Genomic DNA, 20310 nt, shown 5'->3' with positions numbered 1-20310 from the left:
TTACACATGGGGCCTTGGCCCCATTACTTTTGTCCGCAGGACCGGTAGAGTATGATTCGCAAGCTGGCATATATCTTCGCACTCATCATCTTCAGCGCAATAGTTATCAACAAGCCCGGATCAACTGCTGATCCGGGGGCTTCTCCCGCAGACGGCGCCAAGGAAGATCTTTCCCGGATCGATTATCCCAGCCTCCGTCAGATTGCCTGGGAACCCCACTTCATTAAGCCCCATGAGAGTCTTGAGTCTCTTTTCGGCAACGATTGGGTTACTGTTGCCCGTTTCAACAGGATCGACAGACGCCACACCTATCCGGGCATGACCATCAAGGTGCCCGTGAATATGGCCGAAGCGCGCAAATATACGCCGTTGCCGCTGGAGTATGCACCGGCAAAGCGCTACAGCCGCTATATCCTCATCAGCCTCACCGAGCAGTGGATTGGGGCTTACGAGAACGGGAAGCTCAAGTTCTCCATGCCCGCGGCCACCGGAAAGACGGGGCATGAGACTCCAACGGGGCTTTTCCGGATCGATGCCCGCCACCGTACCCATACATCGTCCCTGTATCAGACCGACGACATGTCGGCGCAGTACCCCATGGATTTCGCCATGCGTTTCCATATTGGCTCTGATAACGTGTCTTACTGGATCCATGCCCGGGATCTTCCGGGCAAGCCTGCTTCTCACGGTTGCGTCGGGCTGTTTGATGAGACGATGCAGAACCGCATGTACGGCATTCCTGCGAAGCCGGTCCTGTTTGATTCGAAAAAGCTGTATGACTGGGCAGTCGGTGAGTCGGAATATGGCGAGGACAGCGGCGACCTGGAACTGCTCGAAAGCGGCCCGATGGTGGAAGTGGCCGGTGCAAATCCGGTTTACTACACGGCTTCTCTCAAACCGCCCACAGCGGCATCACGCTAATCCTTCTACTTTACTTTTACCGCTGATGCGGCACACTTTCTACCATGGACGTCATCACTACCCACGTGAATGCCGATTTCGATTGCCTCGGGGCCATGGTTGCCGCCAAGAAGCTCTATCCCGATGCATTGATGGTTTTCCCCGGGTCCCAGGAAAAGAGCATCAGGGATTTCTTCCTCAAGACCACCGGCTACATGCCTGCCTTAACCCGCCTGAAGGACATTGACCTTTCCCGGATATCACGCCTTATCCTTGTGGACTGCCGCCACTCGTCGCGCATCGGTCGCCTGGCTGAAGTATTGAAGCGTCCGGATGTAGAGGTGCATATCTACGATCATCATCCGGAGTCAGCGGGGGATATCTCCCGAAGTGGCGGAGAGATCCGCGAATGTGGCTCTACTACCGCCATTCTGGCCAAAATTCTCATGGAGCGGGGAATCGGGGTGAACCCGGTCGAGGCCACCACGATGATGCTCGGCATCTATGAGGATACCGGAAATCTTACCTTCCCTTCCACTACCACCGATGATTATGCCGCAGCTTCGTGGCTTCTCTCCAACGGGGCAAATCTAAATGTCGTCTCCGAGTTTGTCTCCCAGGAACTGACGGCAGAACAAGTGTCGCTCCTCAACGACCTGCTGCAGTCACTGCAAACGGTAAGCGTTAACGGAGTCGATATATCCATTGCCCACGCTTCGCTAGATTACTATGTGGGGGATATTGCGGTTCTGGCCCACATGCTGCGGGACATGGAAAACCTGGAGGCGCTTTTCATAGTCGTCGGCATGGGGGAGCGTGTCTATATTGTTGCCAGGAGCCGAATTCCAGAGGTTGACGTCGGGGCAATCCTTCGCGAAATCGGGGGTGGAGGCCATGCCACCGCTGCTTCTGCAACGGTACGAGATCAAACGGTAATCCAGGTTATGGGGAGGTTACAGCAGCTTTTCCCCGATAGGATAAATCCGAAACGCACTGCAAGCGATCTCATGTCGTCGCCGGTGAAGACGTTGTCGGCGGGGACGACCATTGCCGAAGCCCGCGAGCTCCTGACCCGCTACAATGTGAATTCAATGCCGGTGATGGATGAGAGGATGATGATCGGGATCATCTCGCTCAGAATTGTGGAGAAGGCTTTGTATCATGGGCTCGGCTCCCTGCGGGTTGATGAATACATGCATACGGAGTTCATGCGGGCGGAACCCGATACTCCACTGAACGTTATCCAGAATTACATCGTTGGGCAACATCGCCGGCTTGTGCCGGTTTTTTCGGGGCAGGAACTTGTCGGTGTCATTACGCGGACCGATCTGTTGCGGTACATGTATGCGGGCCCTCAAGGAGGCTCCGAAGCTGTCTACGACCTCGGCCGCGAGACTCCGCCGGTGCGCCGCCGCGAGGTGGTTCACCTGATGAACAAGCATCTGTCGCGCCGCGTGGTGGATATTCTCCGTGATCTGGGAAGGGTAGGGGATGAACTTGAGCTTCCGGTCTATGCCATAGGAGGTTTTGCTCGGGATCTTCTTCTTGGTGGTAAAAACGACGACATCGATATATCGGTGGAGGGTGACGGCATACTGTTCGCCGAAACTTTCGCCAATCGTCACGGTTGCCGCATAAAAAGTCACGCCAAATTCGGCACGGCCGTCATTGTTTTCCCTGATAAAGCCAAAATTGATGTGGCGAGCACCCGTCTTGAATACTACGAAACCCCCGGCGCCCTGCCCACCGTGGAGCGTTCTTCGCTCAAGATGGATCTCTACCGGCGCGATTTTACCGTCAATACCCTGGCTGTGCGGCTCAATCCGCAAAATTTCGGGCTTCTCATCGACTATTTCGGTGCTTGCCGCGATCTGAAGGACAAGACAATCCGGGTCCTGCACAATCTCTCCTTTGTGGAAGATCCAACGAGGGTATTCCGGGCGGTACGCTTCGAACAGCGCCTTAATTTTCAGATTGCTCGGCATACGGAAAACCTGATCCGGAATGCCGTCAAAATGGGGTTTCTCGACAAACTCGGCGGAAGGCGCCTCCTTAACGAACTTATCATAATTCTCCGGGAGCGTGAGCCGGTCAGGGCTATTTTGAGGATGGAGAGCCTAGGATTACTTCGTTTCATACATCCGGACCTGGTGCTTGATTCTGAAAACATCAGGATTCTGGACGAGGTGAAAAAAGTTGTAACCTGGTTTGAACTCCTCTATCAGCAGGATAACGTCGAAACCTGGGTAGTCTATTTCCTTGCCCTGACGTCACTTGTCAGCGACGATTCCTTCTGGGAAACTTGTACGCGGCTCTCGGTCTCGGAGCATTACCGGGAGAGGCTGATCGATATGCGGGTCCATGGAGAACAGGTTCTGAAAGTGATGGAACAAAAAGCTGCCAGGGAAAATACGGTAAGGCGCAGCGATATCTTTTTCTGGCTACGCAGCCTATCCCTGGAAGTCCTGCTTTATATCATGGCCAAAACCCGTCGCGAAGACGTCAGGAAGTTCATATCCCTTTACGTGACACAACTTAGAGGTGTCTCCTGCTCTGTGACCGGAGACGATCTCAAATCCATGGGGCTCCCTCCGGGTCCCCGCTACCGGGAAGTTCTCGACGTAGTACTTAAAGCTCGACTTAACGGTGAAGTATCGACTCATGCGGACGAATTGCTGCTTGCCCGGCAAGAGCTCGCCAGGAAGTAGCTTAACCTTGCCGAACATGCTGCCTGGTACGGAATTTTGACACGACAAAATGTGTTACTTCCGCAATTTTTATAAACACAATCCGTCATCCTACGGTGACATGTCCAAGCACGATATTTTAAAATGAAGCAACTACGGTATGTTATGACTTTTATTTTTACCTGTTGATGCCGGACCGGTTTTTGCTTATATTCTATCCGATCGTTATTTTGACAAAGGGGTCGACAATGAAGACAGCGCAGCGCAGAATTCTGGTTGGAATCACCCTTATTCTTATTACGGTCTGGTGTACTCCGTGTATGGCGGATGATACGTTTGAAGGCGTTTTCCGCGATGCCTTCTACGGGGGATTGGTTGGCGGACTGGTTGGAGCGGCACTTCTTGTCTTTACCGACAAGCCCGGTGATCACCTTGACTATATAGGTTATGGAGCCGCAGGCGGTGTTCTTGCCGGGACGGCATATGGTGTGGCCAGAACCTCAAGGGCTTTTGCCGAAGTGCAGGACGGAAAGGTGCAGCTTGCTGTACCGACTATTATTCCTGAATATGTTCCTGCCGGTCTGAAGGGAGAAAGAGAGGTTATCCTGACAGCAGAGGTTATTCGCGGTAAATTCTAGCTGTTGTTTACTTTGTTTATAAAAAAGGGGGGTGGTCGCTGGCCACTCCCCTTTTTTGCTGTCAGGCCGAGTACGGCCTTGATGATTCTACTCCGCTTGGGTCAGCGGGTTCCAATTCCGATCTCACGCAGCATGATTTTTGTGGTCGGTTCAGTGGCGAGGCGGCTGGCCAGTGCTTCAACGATAGCATGTTGGTCTGAAGATTCCACCTTTGGGAAGACACCGAGCAGCGGCACCCCTGACAACGTGTCCATAAGGTGCGGCACATAACTCTCCGACGGACCGGGCTGGACGGGGAAGGAGTTGATGATTGTGCCACGTACATCGATACCGAGTTGCTTGGCAGCAAAACAGGTAAGCACCGTATGGTTGATTGTTCCGAGATTCGGGCGTGCAACCACCAGAAGCGGAATCTTCATGGCAAGCACCAGATCTGCCACCATGAGTCCCCCCGAAAGGGGAACCATAAGGCCTCCGGCCCCCTCGACCAGCACGAAGTCATGGTTTGACAGAAGGTTCTCAAACGCTTCAGTGATGACCTGGAAGCTTATACGGACGTTTTCCCTTTCAGCGGCAACCGAAGGGGCAATTGGTTCACGAAGCCGGTAGGGAACACTGTCTTCTTCGATGTTCACTCCGGCTGCCCGGGCGAGCAGTTCGGCATCCTCCGATACCAGGGTGCCGTCACGTTCGACGCAACCGCTGGTTACCGGCTTCATGATCCCTACATTTACACCTTGATTGCGCAGCACACGTGCCAGAGTCGCGGTGACTATAGTTTTACCCACATTGGTATCGGTGCCTGTTATAAAAATCGCTCTAGTCACAGCAGCCTCTTACGGACAGTTCCAGGTCTTGCAGCATTTTCCAATCCTCTTCGGCCGGGCGGCCTGTAGTGGTCAGATAGTTACCTATCATAGTTCCGCTTGCTCCTGCAAAAAAAATCCACGATTGCAAATCCCGCAGATTACGCTCACGCCCTCCGCAAATGGCAATTTTCTTGGCCGGCAGAATGAGCCTGAACAGAGCTATGGTTTTCAGGCATTCAAGGGGAGCGATCAAGTCAGAGTCGGCAAGACGGGTTCCCGCTATGGGGTTGAGAAAATTTATGGGGACCGAGTCAACGTCCAGTTCCCGCAGAGTCATTGCAAGTTCGATCCGCTGTTCAACAGTCTCTCCCAGACCGAATATTCCTCCGCAACAGACGGTGAGCCCCGCCCGTTTTGCAACCCGCACCGTTTCGACATCATCTTCATAGTCATGGGTAGTGCAGATCTCCGGAAAAAAGCTTCGCGCTGTTTCAAGATTGTGGTGATACGTTTCTGCACCGGCTTCCTTTAAGGCGACAGCCGTCTCGAAATCAATAATTCCAAGTGAGCATGAAGGGGCTATGGAGGTAGTTTCCCTGATCCTGCGCAATGCGCGGCAGATCCGGTCAAGTTCTTCGCCTTTATTGATTGTGGTGCCGCTTGTGATAATTCCGTAGCAGTGGGATCCGTTGGCTTCGGCATCTTTAGCGCAGGCAACAATCTGCTCCTCATCCACGAGCGGGTAGACGGGAGCATTGGTTGAGTGGTGGGCCGACTGGGCGCAGAAGGCACAGTTTTCCGGGCAGCGTCCTGATTTTGCATTGATGATGGAGCATAAATCTATTCCATTGCCGAGAAAGTGCTCCTTGATGCGGCTTGCAGCCAGAAAAAGAGCAAATAAATCGGTTCCTGAGGAAATGGAGAGGGCAATGGCCTCATCTTCGGAAAGCCTCTCTCCGTTAATTATCCTGTTTGTCAGAGTTTCGATGTTTGAATTCATTAAAGCTATCCTCCTGAGTTTGAAGTATCACAGCAGCTTGATACTTGTCAACCATGCGTTGCGTATCGGTTAACAGGCGGCGTGGGAATTTGCCGAAACCATGAAAACAACAAAATATATGCTTGCAATTTGGCTGTGCCTCTGGTAGTAGGATAGAAGTTTCCGTTCACGCGAAGTGAGCTCCTCCAGCTCACTTTTTTTATTTTGTGAGGTTTGTTGAAGAATGGCTATGGACGAAGTTGTCGACAGGGTTTCCGCATTGGCGGAAAATCTTCTTACCCCCCAGGGGATGGAACTTGTTGACATTGAATATAAAAGAGAGGGCCGTCACATGGTCCTTCGGCTTTTTGTCGACAGGGACGGTGGCATAACTCTGGACGATTGTGCTCTTGTGAGTCGTGAATTATCCGAGATTCTCGATGTGGAGGATTTTATCAGCGAGAACTATACCCTTGAGGTATCGTCTCCCGGATTGAATCGTCCCCTCAAAAAGGAATCAGACTACGAGCGTTACCGGGGACGGCTTGTTAAGGTCAAGACCTTCGAGCTTGTTGCAGATGAGGCCGGGAATCCGCGCAAGACTTTTCTCGGCGACCTGGGTGGGCTTGTGGATGGAGTGGTGATTCTGAATCTTCGCGAGGGGCAAATCGCACGGATTCCCTTTGACAAAATTGCCAAAGCCAATCTTGAATTTGAATTCTAAAACACATAGTACTGTAGTACCAAGGAGAGACGGACGTGGAAACGACCTTCAACCTGAAGCACATTATTGACCAGATCGTTAAGGAAAAGGGAATAGACCGTGATGTTGTCGTCGAGGCCCTTGAGCAGGCAGTGCTGTCTGCTGCGAACAAGAAATATCGCAATACTCGCGACCTGGAGGCCCATTACAATACTGAGGTCGGGGAAGTTGAGCTTTTCGAGTTCGTAACGGTCGTTGATGAGGTAATGGACTCATACAAGGAAATAGACCTTGAAGAAGCCCGTGAAATTGACCCTGACGTCGAGGTCGGCGACTCCCTGGGAATGAAGATGGACGCAAGCGGATTCACGCGAATTGCGGCCCAGACGGCAAAGCAGGTCATTATCCAGAAAGTCAGGGAGGCTGAACGGGAAACCATCTTCAATGAATTCAAGGACCGGATCGGCGAACTGATAAACGGTGTTGTGCGCCGTTTTGAGAAGGGCGACCTCGTTGTTGACCTGGGGCGGGCCGAGGCGCTCCTGTCCAATAAGGAACAGGCTCCGCGTGAGGTTTATCGCCAGGGCGACCGTATCAAGGCGCTCATCATGGATATCAGGATGACTCCCAAGGGTCCGCAGATTATGCTCTCCCGGACACACCCGACGGTACTCGCCAAACTTTTTGAGGCAGAAGTCCCTGAAATTTCCGAGGGAATTGTAGAGATAAAGTCTGTAGTGCGTGAGCCGGGTAGCCGGGCGAAAATTGCGGTCTACTCCCATGATTCTGACGTTGATCCAGTTGGAGCCTGCGTAGGGATGCGTGGTTCACGGGTACAAAACGTCGTGTCCGAACTGCGTGGAGAGAAAATCGATATTATTCCCTGGTCTGAGGATCCGGCCCGTTTTGCGTGCAACGCTCTTCAACCAGCAGCGGTTTCCAAGGTTTATATCGATGAGGATGGCAGGGCACTGGAAATCATCGTTGCCGATGACCAGCTTTCACTTGCCATCGGCAAAAAAGGGCAGAATGTCAGGCTTGCCGCAAAGCTCACCGGTTGGCGGATTGACATAAAAAGTGAAACCCGTGCCGCCGAGGCAGAGCTCCTTGAATTTTCCTCCTATGATGGCGCCGCTGAAGAGATAACTGAGGAGCCGGCCGAAGAGACTGCTGCGGATTCTGTGGAGCAGGGCGAAGAGTAGGAGTTCATGGCACGGAGCGAGCCCCAGAGAACCTGTATCGGCTGCCGTCAGGAGAAGGGAAAGGGAGAGCTTCTCCGTTATGTTCTTGACCCGGAAGGGACGGTGGTCCCTGACCTGCTGGAAAAGTTGCCGGGGCGGGGGGCTTATACCTGCTTCAGCCGCAGTTGTGTAGAGAAGGCCGCTTCACGGAAGCAGTTTGCCAGAACCTTCAAGAATGAAGTGAAAGGCGCGGCGCCAAGGGAGCTTGTGGACAAGATTGTCGCCAGGCTCGAAGATCGCATTGCCTCATACCTTGCCTTGGCTAACAAGGCGGGGAAGATTGTCTCCGGCAGCGACATGGTGATTGAATCGATTCGCAAGGGAAAAAAGATCGGCCTTGCAATTCTGGCAGATGACGTCTCCTCTGAAATCGGCGAGAAAGTGGCAAATTTAGCTATGCGGGAAGGGATTCCCTGCTTTCGGATCCTCGACAAGGACCGGATTGGCGGGCTTCTGGGTAAGGGACTGCGTAGCGTGGTGGCAATTGAGGCAGGAGGGTTTGTCGACCCGCTTGTAAAAGAGTTGCAGAAATACGGAAATTTCCTTGATGGGGGTGCGGTTGATGAGCAAGACCCACGTGTATGAACTTGCTAAAAAGATGGGTATTGAGAATAAGGAGCTGATTGCTCGGCTCAAGAGCGTCGGTATAGAGGTTAAGAGCCACCTGTCGGTTCTCGAAGAGGAGGACGTACAGAAGGTTTCAGCTCCTTCCGAACCGCCCAAGGGAATCCAGCCCCAGCAGGACGAAGTACGGGTGACAACGACTGTTATCCGGCGTCGGCCGAAAGCGGTTACGCAGACTGCCGAGGTGATTGAGTCTGTAGCGGCGGAAGTTCCCGAGCCTGCTCCCGCTACTCCTGTTGAAGTTGTACCGGAACCTCCGGTGGTGGAAGAAGTTCCCGAGAAGCCTGAAGCGCCGCCCGTAGAACCCGTTCAGCCTGAAGCGGTGGCCGCGACTGAGGAACCTAAGGTGGAACAACCTAAGGCTGAAGAGCCCGAGCCGCCTGCGGTGCAAGAGGTGCGTAAACCGGCTTCAACCGAAGCGGATAAGCCTACGATGAACCGCGCCAGAATACTGGGCCGCGTTGAGCTTCCCGGTCTCAAGCCGGCTCCCCGGCCGGTCGAGAAGCGTGAAGTGGTTATTCCCCCGAAGAAAAAAGTTGAAGAGAGAGTCGTTACTCCGCCACCTGCTGCTCCTGCGGTTGATGACCGCAAGAAGAAGGCTAAGGTGTTCGCTGAGCCCGCAACCTCGACAGGAGGCGCCCCCGGCGCCAAGAAAAGCCCTGCCGGCGGAAAGAAGAAAGAAGCTTATAAAAAAGCCGAACTTCTTGAGAAGCGTGAGCGGATATTCGAACCCGGTCCCAAATCCGGCAAAGGTAAGCGCCGTGAGCGTGAGACGGTTTCTTCCGGCCGCAAGACCGAGATTACAGTTCCAAAGGCTATCAAGCGGATCATCAAGATATCCGAGTCGATTACTGTTGGTGAGCTTGCCAAGCGAATTGGCGTGAAGGCCACGGACCTTATTCGCGTTCTCATGAAGATGGGAATGATGGTTACCATAAACCATCCTCTTGACGTGGATACCGCTACGTTGCTTGCCGCCGAGTTCAGCTACGAGATCGAGAATGTTGCCATTGATATGGACGAAGTTCTCGAATCTACTCCCGATGAGCCGGAGAGCCTCAAAAAACGTCCGTCAGTTGTTACCATCATGGGCCACGTTGACCACGGGAAGACGTCCCTCCTCGATGCAATCCGGGAAACCAACGTCATTGCCGGAGAGGCCGGGGGTATTACCCAGCACATCGGTGCCTATGCAGTTGAACTAAACGGTCGCAAAATTACCTTCCTTGACACACCTGGTCACGAGGCGTTTACCGCCATGCGTGCCCGTGGTGCCAAGGTGACTGATATAGTTATCCTCGTTGTTGCGGCCGATGACGGCGTCATGCCCCAGACTCGTGAAGCCATAAACCACTCAAAGGCGGCCGGCGTCCCGATTATTGTCGCCATTAACAAGATTGACAAACCTGAAGCCAAACCGGAACGCGTTAAACAGGAACTCATGGAGTTCGGCCTTGTTTCCGAAGAATGGGGAGGAGACACTATCTTTGTTGAAGTTTCAGCAAAGAAGAGAGTCAATCTGCCCGATCTGCTGGAGATGATACTCCTTCAGGCGGATGTAATGGACCTGAAAGCAAATCCGGACAAGGAAGCCCGCGGCACCATCGTTGAAGCGAAACTCGACCGTGGTCGCGGACCGGTTGCCACGGTACTGGTTCAGGAAGGTACCCTCAAGATCGGCGACTACTTTGTTGCCGGCGTGCACTTCGGCAGGGTTCGTGCGATGCTGAACGATCGCGGCGACAAGGTGCTTGCAGCCGGCCCCTCCATGCCGGTTGAAGTTATCGGTTTCACGGGCGTTCCCGATGCCGGTGACGTTTTCATCAGCCTTCCCGACGAGAAGAAGGCGAAGGAAATTGCTTCTTATCGCCAACAGAAGCTTCGTGAGACTGAGCTTGCCAAACACAGCAAGATGTCGCTGGAGCAGCTTTATGACAAGATTCAGAAAGGCGAGGTCAAAGACCTCAACGCCATTGTCAAGGCCGACGTTCAGGGCTCCGTCGAAGCTGTTTCCGAATCCCTGCGCAAGCTTTCGACCGATGCGGTGCGTCTCAATGTAATCCACTCATCAGTCGGTGCAATCACCGAAACCGACGTGAACCTGGCTTCCGCTTCCAATGCCATTATCCTTGGCTTCAACGTTCGTCCGGAGCCCAAGGCATCAGCACTGGCCGATAAGGAAGGTGTGGATCTTCGTCTGTACAACATTATCTACGATGCTGTTGAAGATATTAAGAAAGCTATGGAAGGCTTGCTGGAGCCGACTCTCCGCGAGAAATATCTTGGCCGTGCAGAGGTCAGGGAAGTCTTCTCGGTGCCGAAAATCGGTAACGTTGCCGGCTGTTATGTGCTTGACGGCAAGATGATCCGTAATGCTTCGGTTCGTCTCCTGCGCGATAACGTTGTTGTCTACGAAGGTAAGATGTCTTCGCTTCGCCGCTTCAAGGATGATGTGAAAGAAGTTGCCACTTCTTACGAATGCGGTATCGGCCTTGAAAATTACAACGATATCAAGGTCGGCGATATCATTGAGGACTTCGAGATAGAAAAAATTGCGGCAAAACTTTAGGTTCTGCTGAACTGCAGCCGTACCTTGAGGATCTAATGTACAAGCGTTCCGATAAAGTTTCAGAAGCTATTCACGAACTGGTGTCCAGCCTTATTGTCAAGGGACTTAAGGATCCCCGCATCGGCTTTATGACCATAACCGGCGTCAAGGTCACCGACGATATACGTCATGCGACCATTTTTTACACGGTTATGGGGGGCGAAGATGAAAGAAAGGCAACGGCTCAGGGGCTGAACAGCGCTGTCGGCTTCATACGCAAGGAAGTCGGCAAAGAGCTCCGACTAAGGTTTGCCCCGGAGATCATCTTCAAATACGATGATTCCATTGAATACGGCAATCGTATCGACAAGCTTCTCAAAGAAATTTCAATTGGGGAAGGTGACAATGATTGAGGGTATCATCGAGGAGATTCGCACTAACGGAACCTTCCTGGTTACTACCCATGAAAACCCCGACGGTGATGCCGTCGGGTCCTCGCTTGCCCTTGCCGGGTATCTCAGGAAATTGGGCAAGGATGTGACGATTCATTTTTGCGATCCGGTCCCTGACCTGTACACCTTCCTGCCCATGTCCGATGAAGTAGTGCAGGACATTCCCGATAATGATTTCGATGTCTGTTTTGTTCTGGATGTGGGTGAGTTTCGCCGGGCCGGCAAAGAGATTGGAAATTGCCGCCGAATCAAGAAGTTCATCAACATAGACCATCATTTGACGTCTGATTATTTCGGCTGCATCAATTATATTGATCCCAAGGCTGCGGCCACTGGCGTTCTCATACACCGCATCATAAAGGGTGCAGGCGATGCCGTCGATTACGACACTGCTCTCTGCATTTATACGGCTATTATTACCGACACCGGATCTTTCCGTTATTCCAATGCAAATCCGGAGGCGTTCGCCATCGCGGGAGAACTGGTCTCCACCGGAATCAACACATGGAATATTGCCGAGAAGCTCTACGAGAGCCAACCGCGGCAACGTCTGGAACTTCTCGCCCTTGCCCTGTCCACAATGACGGTTTCGGCGCGCGGCGATTACGCCTCAATTACAGTAACTCTTGACATGTATGAAAAGACCGGAGCCTCAGCCGAATTGACAGATGGCTTCGTAAATTATCCTCGCTCGATTCGTGGAGTTGAAGTTTCCGTTTTTTTCCGCGAGATTAACCCCGGGCTCTTCAAGATCGGTTTCCGCTCAAAGGGCAAAATCGACGTGTCGAGCATAGCCGCCGCTTTCGGCGGTGGCGGCCATCGCAACGCCGCAGGCGCAACCATGAGCGGTTCACTTGATGAAATCAAGGGCAAACTGTTCTCCCACCTGGAAGAGACTCTCTGATCTGTGATGGATGGATTCATAGTTATTGACAAGCCTGCCGGCTTGACCTCCCACGACATAGTAGCGCGCGTCAGACGTATTCTCGGCCTGAAAAAAGTTGGCCATACCGGCACCCTTGACCCTTTCGCCACTGGTGTGTTGCCGGTTGCTGTCGGCGAGGGAACCAAGGCGATACCGTACCTTGACGAGTCGGTGAAGGTTTATCGGGCTACGATGGTGATCGGTTCTGCTACCGATACCCAGGATTGTACCGGCAGGGTCGAGCGGGAAGGGGACTGGTCTCATCTTCTGCCGGAAACAGTTACCGATGTCATCGGGGCTTTTGTCGGCCGAATCAAGCAGGTTCCTCCCATGTACTCTGCCGTCAAGCAGGGGGGGGTTCCGTTGTATCGTCTTGCTCGAAAGGGGTGCGAGGTGGAGCGGGAACCTCGGGACGTCGAGATCAATTCAATCAGGATTGAACACATGAGTCTGCCCCTGATTGAGTTCACGGTTTCCTGCTCTCGTGGCACCTATGTGCGAACCTTGGCCCATGACATAGGGGCGCGCCTCGGTTGCGGCGCCCATCTCAAGGAATTGCGCAGAATGCGGAGCGGCCCGTTTGACCTCCTCGGAGCCATCACCCTTGATGACTTGATTCGGCTCAAGGATTCGGGGGAAATAAATTCCTGTTTCATTGCGCCCAATGCAGCACTTGGTCATCTTTTGGAGATAGAGCTTTCAGAGGAAGATGCCCGTAAAGTGTATTGCGGCGTCTCACCTTCGTGCCATGACGCATATGTGCCCCAGGAGGACGGGGCAAGGGTACGGTTGGTTCATAATGGCAAGCTTCTCGCTGTTGCGGAAATCCGGGCGGATAAACTGGGGCAGGGGAACAAAAGCCTAAGGCTTATAAGGGTTTTTAACTAGGTTTGGCTTTACAGTGGCGGTTTGTTGTGGTATTAGTGTTTCTTGCGTTTTTTTGAAGCATATCAAAAACGATCAATGATCGGAACTCACATGAAATGAAGGGAGGTGTACGAGAGTGCTGGTAACGGACAAGAAGAAAGAGATCATTACTTCGTTCAAGCGTCACGACAGTGATACGGGGTCTCCGGAGGTGCAGGTTGCGATCCTCACCGAGCGGATCACCTATCTGACGGAGCACTTCAAGGTTCATAAAAAGGACCACCACAGCCGGCGCGGTCTCCTGAAGATCGTCGGCCAGAGAAGGAGACTCCTCGATTACCTCAAGAAGAAGGATGTTGAGAGGTATCGGGCAATAATCGAGAAGCTCGGCATACGGCGTTAAGAAGAGGCAGTATACTCCGTTAGGGGTATATTGCCTTTCCTTTTTCAATGATGTTTTGCGTTGTGGATGTAAATTGATACCAGTAGACGATGGGCTTAACGGCCCATTTGTTTTGTCAGGGTGTTGGGGGCGTGGATCGAGGAACCAAGCATGCTTGGTTTTTTTATCGACGGCCCCAACGCACCAAGTAAAGGCTAAGGAGGCCATATAGTATGAAAGAGCAGAAGGTAACAGTAGATTTTGGCGGCAGGACCATTACCATTGCGACCGGCAAGATGGCTAAGCAGGCAAGTGGAGCCGTCATGGTAAGTTGCGGCGACACCATGGTTCTTGTTACGGCTGTTGCGCTGAAATCTGCCAAGGAAGGGCAGGATTTCTTCCCTCTCACCGTCAACTACCAGGAGAAGGCCTATGCCGGCGGAAAGATTCCCGGCGGCTTCTTCAAAAGGGAAGGGCGCCCCACGGAAAATGAGACTCTTACGTGCCGTTTCATTGACCGTCCCATCCGCCCCCTATTCCCCGAAAATTTCCTTAACGACACCCAGATCATGGCGACTGTTGTTTCTGCCGATCAGGACAATGATCCCGGCATTCTTGCCATGATTGGCGCTTCTGCCGCACTCGAAGTTTCCGATATTCCTTTCTTCGGTCCCATTGCCGGCGTCAAGGTCGGCCGGGTTGACGGTAAATTCGTCTGCAACCCGACTGCCGAGCAGTTGGAAGCCAGTGACCTGGAAGTTGTTGTCGCAGCAAGCCGCGATGCCGTTATCATGGTTGAGGGGGGAGCCGCCGAGATTTCAGAGGCCGATCTGCTTGAAGCGATCTTCTTCGGTCATTCATCGGTGCAGCCAATCATTGATGCCCAGATTGAACTGCGCAAACTTGCCGGTGTTCCGAAGCGCGTAATCGATACGCCGGTTGTTGATGAGGCTTTGAAGGCGAAAGTTACCGAGCTTGCCCGCGCCCAGATGGATGAGGCGGTTAAAATCCGTTCGAAGCAGGAACGTCATAATCGTATCGACGCCATCGTTGATGAGACACTTGCTGCCCTCGAAGCCGACTTCCCCGGCCGAGCCGCTGAAATCAAGGATTTCCTCGAAGGGTTCGAGTACGAACTGGTGCGTGAGCATATTCTGAAGGATGGCGAGAGGATCGATGGCCGCGATACCAGAACCATCAGGCCCATCACCTCCGAGGTCGGTATTCTCCCCCGCGTTCACGGTTCGGCACTCTTTACCCGTGGCGAAACCCAGGCTCTCGTTGCTGCCACACTCGGAACTTCCAGTGACGAGCAACGTATTGATTCCCTCTACGGAGAAAGCCGGAAGCGCTTCATGCTCCACTATAACTTCCCTCCGTTCTCCGTGGGTGAAACGAGTTTCCGCCTTGCTCCGGGCCGGCGTGAAATCGGCCATGGGTATCTTGCCGAGCGGGCCCTTGAGCGTGTTCTGCCCAAGCATGATGATTTCCCCTACACCATCCGGATTGTGTCGGATATCCTGGAAAGCAATGGTTCATCCTCCATGGCTTCTGTCTGTGGCGGCGCCCTTTCAATGATGGATGCCGGTGTTCCCATTACCGCTCCGGTGGCCGGCATTGCCATGGGTCTCATCAAGGAGGGGGACGATGTAGCAATCCTTTCCGACATCCTCGGCGATGAAGACCACCTGGGAGATATGGACTTTAAGGTGGCGGGGACCGCAAATGGCGTGACAGCCATCCAGATGGATATAAAAATCACCGGTGTAACCCGCGAGATTATGGGACAGGCTCTCGATCAGGCAAAAGAGGGACGCCTCCATATTCTCGGCAAAATGGCCGATGCCCTTACGGCTCCGCGTTCCGACATGTCGCCCTACGCTCCGCGCATTACCACTATCTGGGTCAAGACCGACAAGATCCGCGACGTCATAGGTTCCGGTGGCAAGAATATCAGAGGCATTACCGAGTCCACCGGTGTCTCGATCGATATTGAGGATACAGGCAAGATCAACATTGCGAGCACTAACAAAGAAGCTTGCGACAAGGCGATCAAGATGATCCGCGATCTTACGGCGGAAGCGGAAGAAGGCAAGCTCTACATGGGCACTGTTCGCAAGGTGATGGATTTTGGCGCTTTTGTTGAAATTTTCCCTGGAACGGATGGCCTTGTTCACATTTCCGAACTCGACACCGAGCGGGTAAAGAATGTCACGGACATCCTGAAGGAAGGTGACAAAGTTCTTGTAAAATGCATTGGCATTGACAAGCAAGGGAAGATAAAACTATCCCGCAAAGAAGCCCTGGGGGCTGTATTGCCCGAATAATGCAAGCCTGCGACCCCTGGTAAACTCCTCAGTAAGCGGTATAGTTTTGTCATGGTAAGTAAAACAATTCTAGACAACGGCGTGCGGGTCATATCCGAGTATATGCCCCACGCCCATTCAGTATCGATTGGGATATGGGTAGCCAACGGCTCCCGTCATGAACGACGGGAGCACAATGGTGTCGCCCATTTCATCGAACATCTGCTGTTCAAGGGGACTTCGCGCCGCACGGCACTCGACATCGCCCGCGAGATAGATTCGGTCGGGGGGGTGCTTAACGCGTTCACCGGCCGTGAATATGTCTGCTACTACGCCAAGGTTCTCGACAAGAATCTTCCGCAAGCTGTAGATCTCCTCACCGACATCTTCCTTAATTCCACCTTCAACCCCGATGAAATTGAGAAAGAGCGTAAAGTGGTTCTCCAGGAAATCAGCATGCTGGAGGATTCACCCGATGATTACGTTCACGACCTTTTCCATCGCAGTTTCTGGCGGGGCCACCCTCTGGGAATGTCGATACTCGGCAGCGTGGAGAGCGTCGGTAACCTGTCTCGTGATGACATCATCGCACATCGCGATGCGATGTATCGTTCAGAAGATATTATTATCGCTGTGGCTGGCAATGTGCGTCACGACGAACTCCTGAAACTCATCGACGGCTGTTTTGACCGGGTACCGGGCGGCACGGGGCGCAATCTTTGCCATATACCTGACTACGGCCAGAAGGTGGAAGTGGTCGAGAAAGAGCTGGAACAGCTCCATATCTGTCTGGGGACCAAGTCGCTGCCGTACAACCATCCCCGACGGTTTGAAGTTTACCTCATGAATACCATCCTGGGCGGGAGTATGAGTTCGCGTCTTTTCCAGGAAATCCGCGAACGATTAGGCCTTGTCTACTCGGTTTATTCCTATGTGGTGTCCCATACGGATGCGGGATCGCTTGTGGTTTATGCCGGCACCAGCCCCAACAAGCTCAATGATGTGCTTGAAATAACTTGTGCTGAACTGAGAAGGCTGAAGGTCGACGAAGTCCCCGAGCCTGAACTTGCTTCAGCCCGCGAACAACTCAAGGGGAATATACTGCTTTCACTCGAGAGTTCGGACAACCGGATGACCAAACTTGCCAAGAATGAGATTTATTTTGGCCGATACCTTTCTCTTGCGGAACTGACCGGCGGATTCGACGGGGTTACCTCTGAAGGTATTTGTGAACTGGCCAATGATATTTTCTCCATTGATTGCGTCACGCTTGCTCTGACCGGCAAAATCGTTGGAGCGGCCCCCAAAGTTTCACAACTTGTTTTGTAGGTAAGCAATGAAAAGCTGTGCTGTAAAGATACGTCAACTTCGGCGGTCCGACGACCGGAACCTTCCTTGTTACATGACGACACATGCTGCCGGCATGGATCTTTGTGCCGACATCGACGATGATCTCATCCTTAACCCCGGGGAGCGTAAACTGGTTCCGACCGGTCTTGCAATTGCACTCCCCGATGGGTTTGAGGCTCAGGTGAGGCCCAGGAGCGGTCTTGCGCTTAAGCATGGGATTGCCCTTGTGAATTCTCCGGGTACCATTGATCCAGATTACCGGGGCGAGATCGGGGTAATTCTCATCAATCACGGTTGTGAACCGTTTGTGGTAAAACGTGGCGAGAGGATTGCCCAGATTGTGTTTGCCCCCTTTGCGCGTGCTGAGCTTGTGGAGGTTGATGAACTCGACATGACTGCGCGAGGCGAAGGCGGATTTGGCCATACCGGCCGATGAAAGGAACTGCTTCCCATGCTTGATCCCCGTGTTCGCAATCTTGCTGAAGTTTTAGTGAACTACTCAACCAGGGTAAAGAAAGGTGATGTGGTTCTCATCACAGCTACCGGCACTGAATGCATGCCGCTGGTGAAAGAAGTATATGCGCTCTGCCTCGCCCGCGGGGCCAAGTACGTTGAATACTCATTCCATATTCCGGAAATTGATCGTCATTTCTATAACAATGGGACCAAGTCTCAACTATCTTTTTTCCCCCAACACAAACTGGATTTCATGAAACAGGTCACCGTTTACATTGCCATATCCGGTTCCCCGAACTCCATGGTAATGGCGAATGCCAATCAGAAGAACATGATAGAGTGGTCGAGGACAACCCGGCCAATCGTTGATTGGCGCGTAAAGAACACCCGCTGGGTGATAACCCGTTACCCCACTCACGGGGCTGCCCAGGAAGCAAAGATGAGTCTTGAAGAATATGAAGAATACCTCTTTGCTGCATGCTGTATAGATTGGGAGCTCGAATCGCGTAAGCAGGAAAAGCTGAAGCGACTCATGGATAGGGCGGACATGGTGCGGATAAAGGCTTCGGATACAGACCTGTCCTTCAGTATCGGCGGGCTGAATGGCATTAAATGCGACGGCCGATTCAACATACCCGATGGAGAAGTATTCACTGCCCCCGTGCGGGATTCCGTAGAAGGATATATCACCTATAATTGCCCGACTATCTATCAAGGGAAAGAATTCAACAATATCCGTCTTGAATTCGAGCATGGTCAAATTGTAAAGGCCACTTCACCCAATATGGATAAAGAGCTTAATTGCATACTTGATACTGATAAAGGGGCCCGCTATATAGGCGAGTTCGCCATTGGGGTGAACCCGAATATAAACGAACCCATGCGTAATATTCTTTTTGATGAAAAGATATTCGGGTCAATCCATTTTACGCCTGGTCAATGTTATGACGAATGCGACAATGGTAACCGTTCGGCTGTTCACTGGGACATGGTAAAGATACTTAAGGGAGATGGGGAGATATGGTTTGACGGTGTCCTCATTCAAAAGGATGGCGTTTTCGTTCATAAGGACCTTGAAGCCCTCAATCCGAAGAAATAATAATCGACATGCTAATTGCCATCAACCATCAGAATCCTCAACCACGACTCATTGCTCAAATGGTCGATACGCTTAAGGGCGGGGGCATCATAGCCTATCCAACCGACACGACCTATGGGATCGGGTGCAGTATCTTCAATAAAAAAGGGATCGAGCGAATTTACCTCCTCAAACAGCGAGAGAAGAAAAAACCATTCTCCTTTATCTGCTCGGATCTTTCCGAGGTGGCTCGCTATGCCAAGGTAAGCAACTACGCCTTCAAGATCCTCAAACGTCATCTACCCGGTCCTTATACTTTTGTTCTTGATGCCACCAGTATTGTCCCGGACCTTCTCGTGACTAAGCAGAAAACGGTTGGGATTCGGATTCCCGACAATCGTATCTGTCTTGCGCTGGTAAAGGAGCTTGGGCATCCAATTATCACGACTAGTGCCAACCTTTCCGGTGAAGAGCCCATTGGTGATCCGTTTCTTGTGGAACTCAATATGGGCAAACAACTTGACGCTGTTGTCGATGGCGGTATCTTGTCTGCTGATGTGAGTTCGGTTGTAAGTCTCATAGGAGACTCTCCTCAGGTGCTCCGCCATGGTGTGGGCGATGTTAGCTGGTGTGGCTAACCAGCCCTGAACGCGGTGGTTGCCGCGCTCCGGGCAATTGTCTTGCAAATGCGGCCATTATAAGGTAATACGAACAAGCCTGCCGCCCGAAAGGGCGGTTTTCTTTATGTTGTATTTCGCTTGACAACGCATTGCAGTTCTTTATACTAAAAGGCTTCGGATAATAGGCTGGTTATTAATGAAGATAAGAGTTGACGACATAACGGATAAGCCAAGACTTCTCACTTTTGAGGAGCCTTACGATGCGTTCCCCGCATTGGCGAGTATCCACAAGATTGGCCAGAGCGAGTTTCTCTCACCCATCACCGTAGAGTTGACGGTCGTGAGGGAATACGGGCACATTCGGGTTAAAGGGGAAGTGTCGGTCGGAATGCGGTTTGCCTGCTCGCGTTGTCTCGCATTGTTTGATTCGGTTCTCCGTTCTGATTTTACGGTGTTTTATACTGAAGGCAATCATTTCGACTCCGACGAAGACGAGGTGGAGTTGGCGGAGGAAGATCTTGTTTCAGTCTCTTTTGAGGGCGAAGAAATCGATTTCTCCCATGAGGTTGCTGAGCAGGTGATTATGGAAATGCCTCTTAAACCCCTATGTGGTGATGATTGCCGGGGGCTCTGCTCGACATGTGGTGCGGATCTCAATGAAGGCGACTGTGGGTGTGAGAGTGCTTCATTTAATCTGAAATTCAATGCGCTCAAGAATTTTAAAGTAGAAAAGTAAAAGGAGAAA

The 20310-nt window shown here is 52.3% G+C and carries 19 protein-coding genes; 17 read left to right on the top strand and 2 right to left on the bottom strand.

The window, feature by feature from the left end; translation table 11 throughout:
* Positions 1 to 51: 51 nt before the first annotated feature.
* The 3 genes from JZM60_RS13815 to JZM60_RS13805 all read left to right on the top strand — a co-directional run bounded on the left by JZM60_RS13815 (position 52) and on the right by JZM60_RS13805 (position 4225).
* Positions 52 to 921, top strand: a complete 870-nt coding sequence (locus JZM60_RS13815; RefSeq protein ID WP_207163008.1) for a L,D-transpeptidase — start codon at positions 52 to 54, stop codon at positions 919 to 921.
* Positions 922 to 965: 44 nt separating this feature from the next.
* Positions 966 to 3608: an A-adding tRNA nucleotidyltransferase gene (locus JZM60_RS13810; protein WP_207163007.1), complete on the top strand. Its 2643-nt coding sequence runs from the start codon at positions 966 to 968 to the stop codon at positions 3606 to 3608.
* 227 nt (positions 3609 to 3835) lie between these two features.
* Positions 3836 to 4225 (top strand): hypothetical protein, encoded by a 390-nt coding sequence (locus JZM60_RS13805; RefSeq protein WP_207163006.1) that lies wholly within the window; start codon positions 3836 to 3838, stop codon positions 4223 to 4225.
* A 101-nt stretch (positions 4226 to 4326) separates the two neighbouring features.
* Here the strand turns inward: JZM60_RS13805 and bioD are convergent, their stop codons facing one another.
* On the bottom strand, positions 4327 to 5052 hold the full coding sequence (gene bioD, locus JZM60_RS13800) for a dethiobiotin synthase (RefSeq protein WP_207163005.1): 726 nt from the start codon (positions 5050 to 5052) through the stop codon (positions 4327 to 4329).
* Entirely contained in the window at positions 5045 to 6034 is a 990-nt protein-coding gene (gene bioB, locus JZM60_RS13795; RefSeq protein WP_207163004.1) for a biotin synthase BioB, read from the bottom strand. The genes bioD and bioB overlap by 8 nt, the downstream gene beginning before the upstream one ends.
* A gap of 223 nt (positions 6035 to 6257) precedes the next feature.
* On the opposite strand from bioB, the gene rimP reads away from it, so the two are divergent.
* The 14 genes from rimP (at position 6258) to JZM60_RS13725 (ending at position 20301) form a co-directional block, all read left to right on the top strand.
* Positions 6258 to 6737: a ribosome maturation factor RimP gene (gene rimP / locus JZM60_RS13790; protein ID WP_207163003.1), complete on the top strand. Its 480-nt coding sequence runs from the start codon at positions 6258 to 6260 to the stop codon at positions 6735 to 6737.
* A 35-nt stretch (positions 6738 to 6772) separates the two neighbouring features.
* Entirely contained in the window at positions 6773 to 7918 is a 1146-nt protein-coding gene (gene nusA, locus JZM60_RS13785) for a transcription termination factor NusA (protein WP_207163002.1), read from the top strand.
* 6 nt (positions 7919 to 7924) lie between these two features.
* On the top strand, positions 7925 to 8542 hold the full coding sequence (locus tag JZM60_RS13780) for a DUF448 domain-containing protein (RefSeq protein ID WP_207163001.1): 618 nt from the start codon (positions 7925 to 7927) through the stop codon (positions 8540 to 8542).
* A complete protein-coding gene (infB, locus tag JZM60_RS13775; RefSeq protein ID WP_207163000.1) occupies positions 8520 to 11150 on the top strand; it encodes a translation initiation factor IF-2 in 2631 nt (876 codons plus the stop codon). Before JZM60_RS13780 ends, infB begins: the two co-directional genes overlap by 23 nt.
* 35 nt (positions 11151 to 11185) lie before the next feature.
* Positions 11186 to 11542, top strand: a complete 357-nt coding sequence (locus JZM60_RS13770; protein ID WP_207162999.1) for a ribosome-binding factor A — start codon at positions 11186 to 11188, stop codon at positions 11540 to 11542.
* The gene (locus JZM60_RS13765; RefSeq protein ID WP_207162998.1) at positions 11535 to 12485 is read left to right on the top strand and encodes a DHH family phosphoesterase; all 951 of its coding nucleotides are present in this window, start codon (positions 11535 to 11537) and stop codon (positions 12483 to 12485) included. The genes JZM60_RS13770 and JZM60_RS13765 overlap by 8 nt, the downstream gene beginning before the upstream one ends.
* Positions 12486 to 12491: 6 nt before the next feature.
* Complete coding sequence (gene truB, locus JZM60_RS13760) at positions 12492 to 13394, top strand: tRNA pseudouridine(55) synthase TruB (RefSeq protein WP_207162997.1); 903 nt, start codon at positions 12492 to 12494, stop codon at positions 13392 to 13394.
* Positions 13395 to 13509: 115 nt separating this feature from the next.
* Positions 13510 to 13776: a 30S ribosomal protein S15 gene (rpsO, locus tag JZM60_RS13755; RefSeq protein ID WP_207162996.1), complete on the top strand. Its 267-nt coding sequence runs from the start codon at positions 13510 to 13512 to the stop codon at positions 13774 to 13776.
* 212 nt (positions 13777 to 13988) lie between these two features.
* A complete protein-coding gene (pnp, locus tag JZM60_RS13750) occupies positions 13989 to 16082 on the top strand; it encodes a polyribonucleotide nucleotidyltransferase (RefSeq protein ID WP_207162995.1) in 2094 nt (697 codons plus the stop codon).
* Positions 16083 to 16133: 51 nt separating this feature from the next.
* On the top strand, positions 16134 to 17390 hold the full coding sequence (locus JZM60_RS13745) for a M16 family metallopeptidase (protein WP_207162994.1): 1257 nt from the start codon (positions 16134 to 16136) through the stop codon (positions 17388 to 17390).
* Positions 17391 to 17397: 7 nt separating this feature from the next.
* Positions 17398 to 17847 (top strand): dUTP diphosphatase, encoded by a 450-nt coding sequence (gene dut, locus JZM60_RS13740; RefSeq protein WP_207162993.1) that lies wholly within the window; start codon positions 17398 to 17400, stop codon positions 17845 to 17847.
* A gap of 15 nt (positions 17848 to 17862) precedes the next feature.
* The gene (locus JZM60_RS13735) at positions 17863 to 18966 is read left to right on the top strand and encodes an aminopeptidase (RefSeq protein WP_207162992.1); all 1104 of its coding nucleotides are present in this window, start codon (positions 17863 to 17865) and stop codon (positions 18964 to 18966) included.
* A gap of 8 nt (positions 18967 to 18974) precedes the next feature.
* Positions 18975 to 19583, top strand: a complete 609-nt coding sequence (locus JZM60_RS13730) for an L-threonylcarbamoyladenylate synthase (RefSeq protein ID WP_207162991.1) — start codon at positions 18975 to 18977, stop codon at positions 19581 to 19583.
* Between the two features lie 178 nt (positions 19584 to 19761).
* Positions 19762 to 20301, top strand: coding sequence for a YceD family protein (locus JZM60_RS13725; RefSeq protein WP_207162990.1), 540 nt, complete (start codon positions 19762 to 19764; stop codon positions 20299 to 20301).
* Positions 20302 to 20310: the final 9 nt, after the last annotated feature.

Origin of the sequence: Geobacter benzoatilyticus, from assembly GCF_017338855.1 — a bacterium.
GTDB lineage: Bacteria > Desulfobacterota > Desulfuromonadia > Geobacterales > Geobacteraceae > Geobacter > Geobacter benzoatilyticus.
This window is presented reverse-complemented; position numbering and strand designations above follow the sequence as displayed.

What these genes read in the sequence shown, in the direction of transcription:
- rimP (WP_207163003.1), top strand. Translation starts at nt 6,258, where the DNA reads ATGGCTATGGACGAAGTTGTCGACAGGGTTTCCGCATTGGCGGAAAAT.
- JZM60_RS13735 (WP_207162992.1), top strand. Translation starts at nt 17,863, where the DNA reads ATGCTTGATCCCCGTGTTCGCAATCTTGCTGAAGTTTTAGTGAACTAC.
- JZM60_RS13745 (WP_207162994.1), top strand. Translation starts at nt 16,134, where the DNA reads ATGGTAAGTAAAACAATTCTAGACAACGGCGTGCGGGTCATATCCGAG.
- JZM60_RS13765 (WP_207162998.1), top strand. Translation starts at nt 11,535, where the DNA reads ATGATTGAGGGTATCATCGAGGAGATTCGCACTAACGGAACCTTCCTG.
- JZM60_RS13805 (WP_207163006.1), top strand. Translation starts at nt 3,836, where the DNA reads ATGAAGACAGCGCAGCGCAGAATTCTGGTTGGAATCACCCTTATTCTT.
- infB (WP_207163000.1), top strand. Translation starts at nt 8,520, where the DNA reads ATGAGCAAGACCCACGTGTATGAACTTGCTAAAAAGATGGGTATTGAG.
- pnp (WP_207162995.1), top strand. Translation starts at nt 13,989, where the DNA reads ATGAAAGAGCAGAAGGTAACAGTAGATTTTGGCGGCAGGACCATTACC.
- truB (WP_207162997.1), top strand. Translation starts at nt 12,492, where the DNA reads ATGGATGGATTCATAGTTATTGACAAGCCTGCCGGCTTGACCTCCCAC.
- JZM60_RS13730 (WP_207162991.1), top strand. Translation starts at nt 18,975, where the DNA reads ATGCTAATTGCCATCAACCATCAGAATCCTCAACCACGACTCATTGCT.
- JZM60_RS13725 (WP_207162990.1), top strand. Translation starts at nt 19,762, where the DNA reads ATGAAGATAAGAGTTGACGACATAACGGATAAGCCAAGACTTCTCACT.
- JZM60_RS13770 (WP_207162999.1), top strand. Translation starts at nt 11,186, where the DNA reads ATGTACAAGCGTTCCGATAAAGTTTCAGAAGCTATTCACGAACTGGTG.
- bioB (WP_207163004.1), bottom strand. Translation starts at nt 6,034, where the DNA reads ATGAATTCAAACATCGAAACTCTGACAAACAGGATAATTAACGGAGAG.
- JZM60_RS13815 (WP_207163008.1), top strand. Translation starts at nt 52, where the DNA reads ATGATTCGCAAGCTGGCATATATCTTCGCACTCATCATCTTCAGCGCA.
- JZM60_RS13810 (WP_207163007.1), top strand. Translation starts at nt 966, where the DNA reads ATGGACGTCATCACTACCCACGTGAATGCCGATTTCGATTGCCTCGGG.
- dut (WP_207162993.1), top strand. Translation starts at nt 17,398, where the DNA reads ATGAAAAGCTGTGCTGTAAAGATACGTCAACTTCGGCGGTCCGACGAC.
- JZM60_RS13780 (WP_207163001.1), top strand. Translation starts at nt 7,925, where the DNA reads ATGGCACGGAGCGAGCCCCAGAGAACCTGTATCGGCTGCCGTCAGGAG.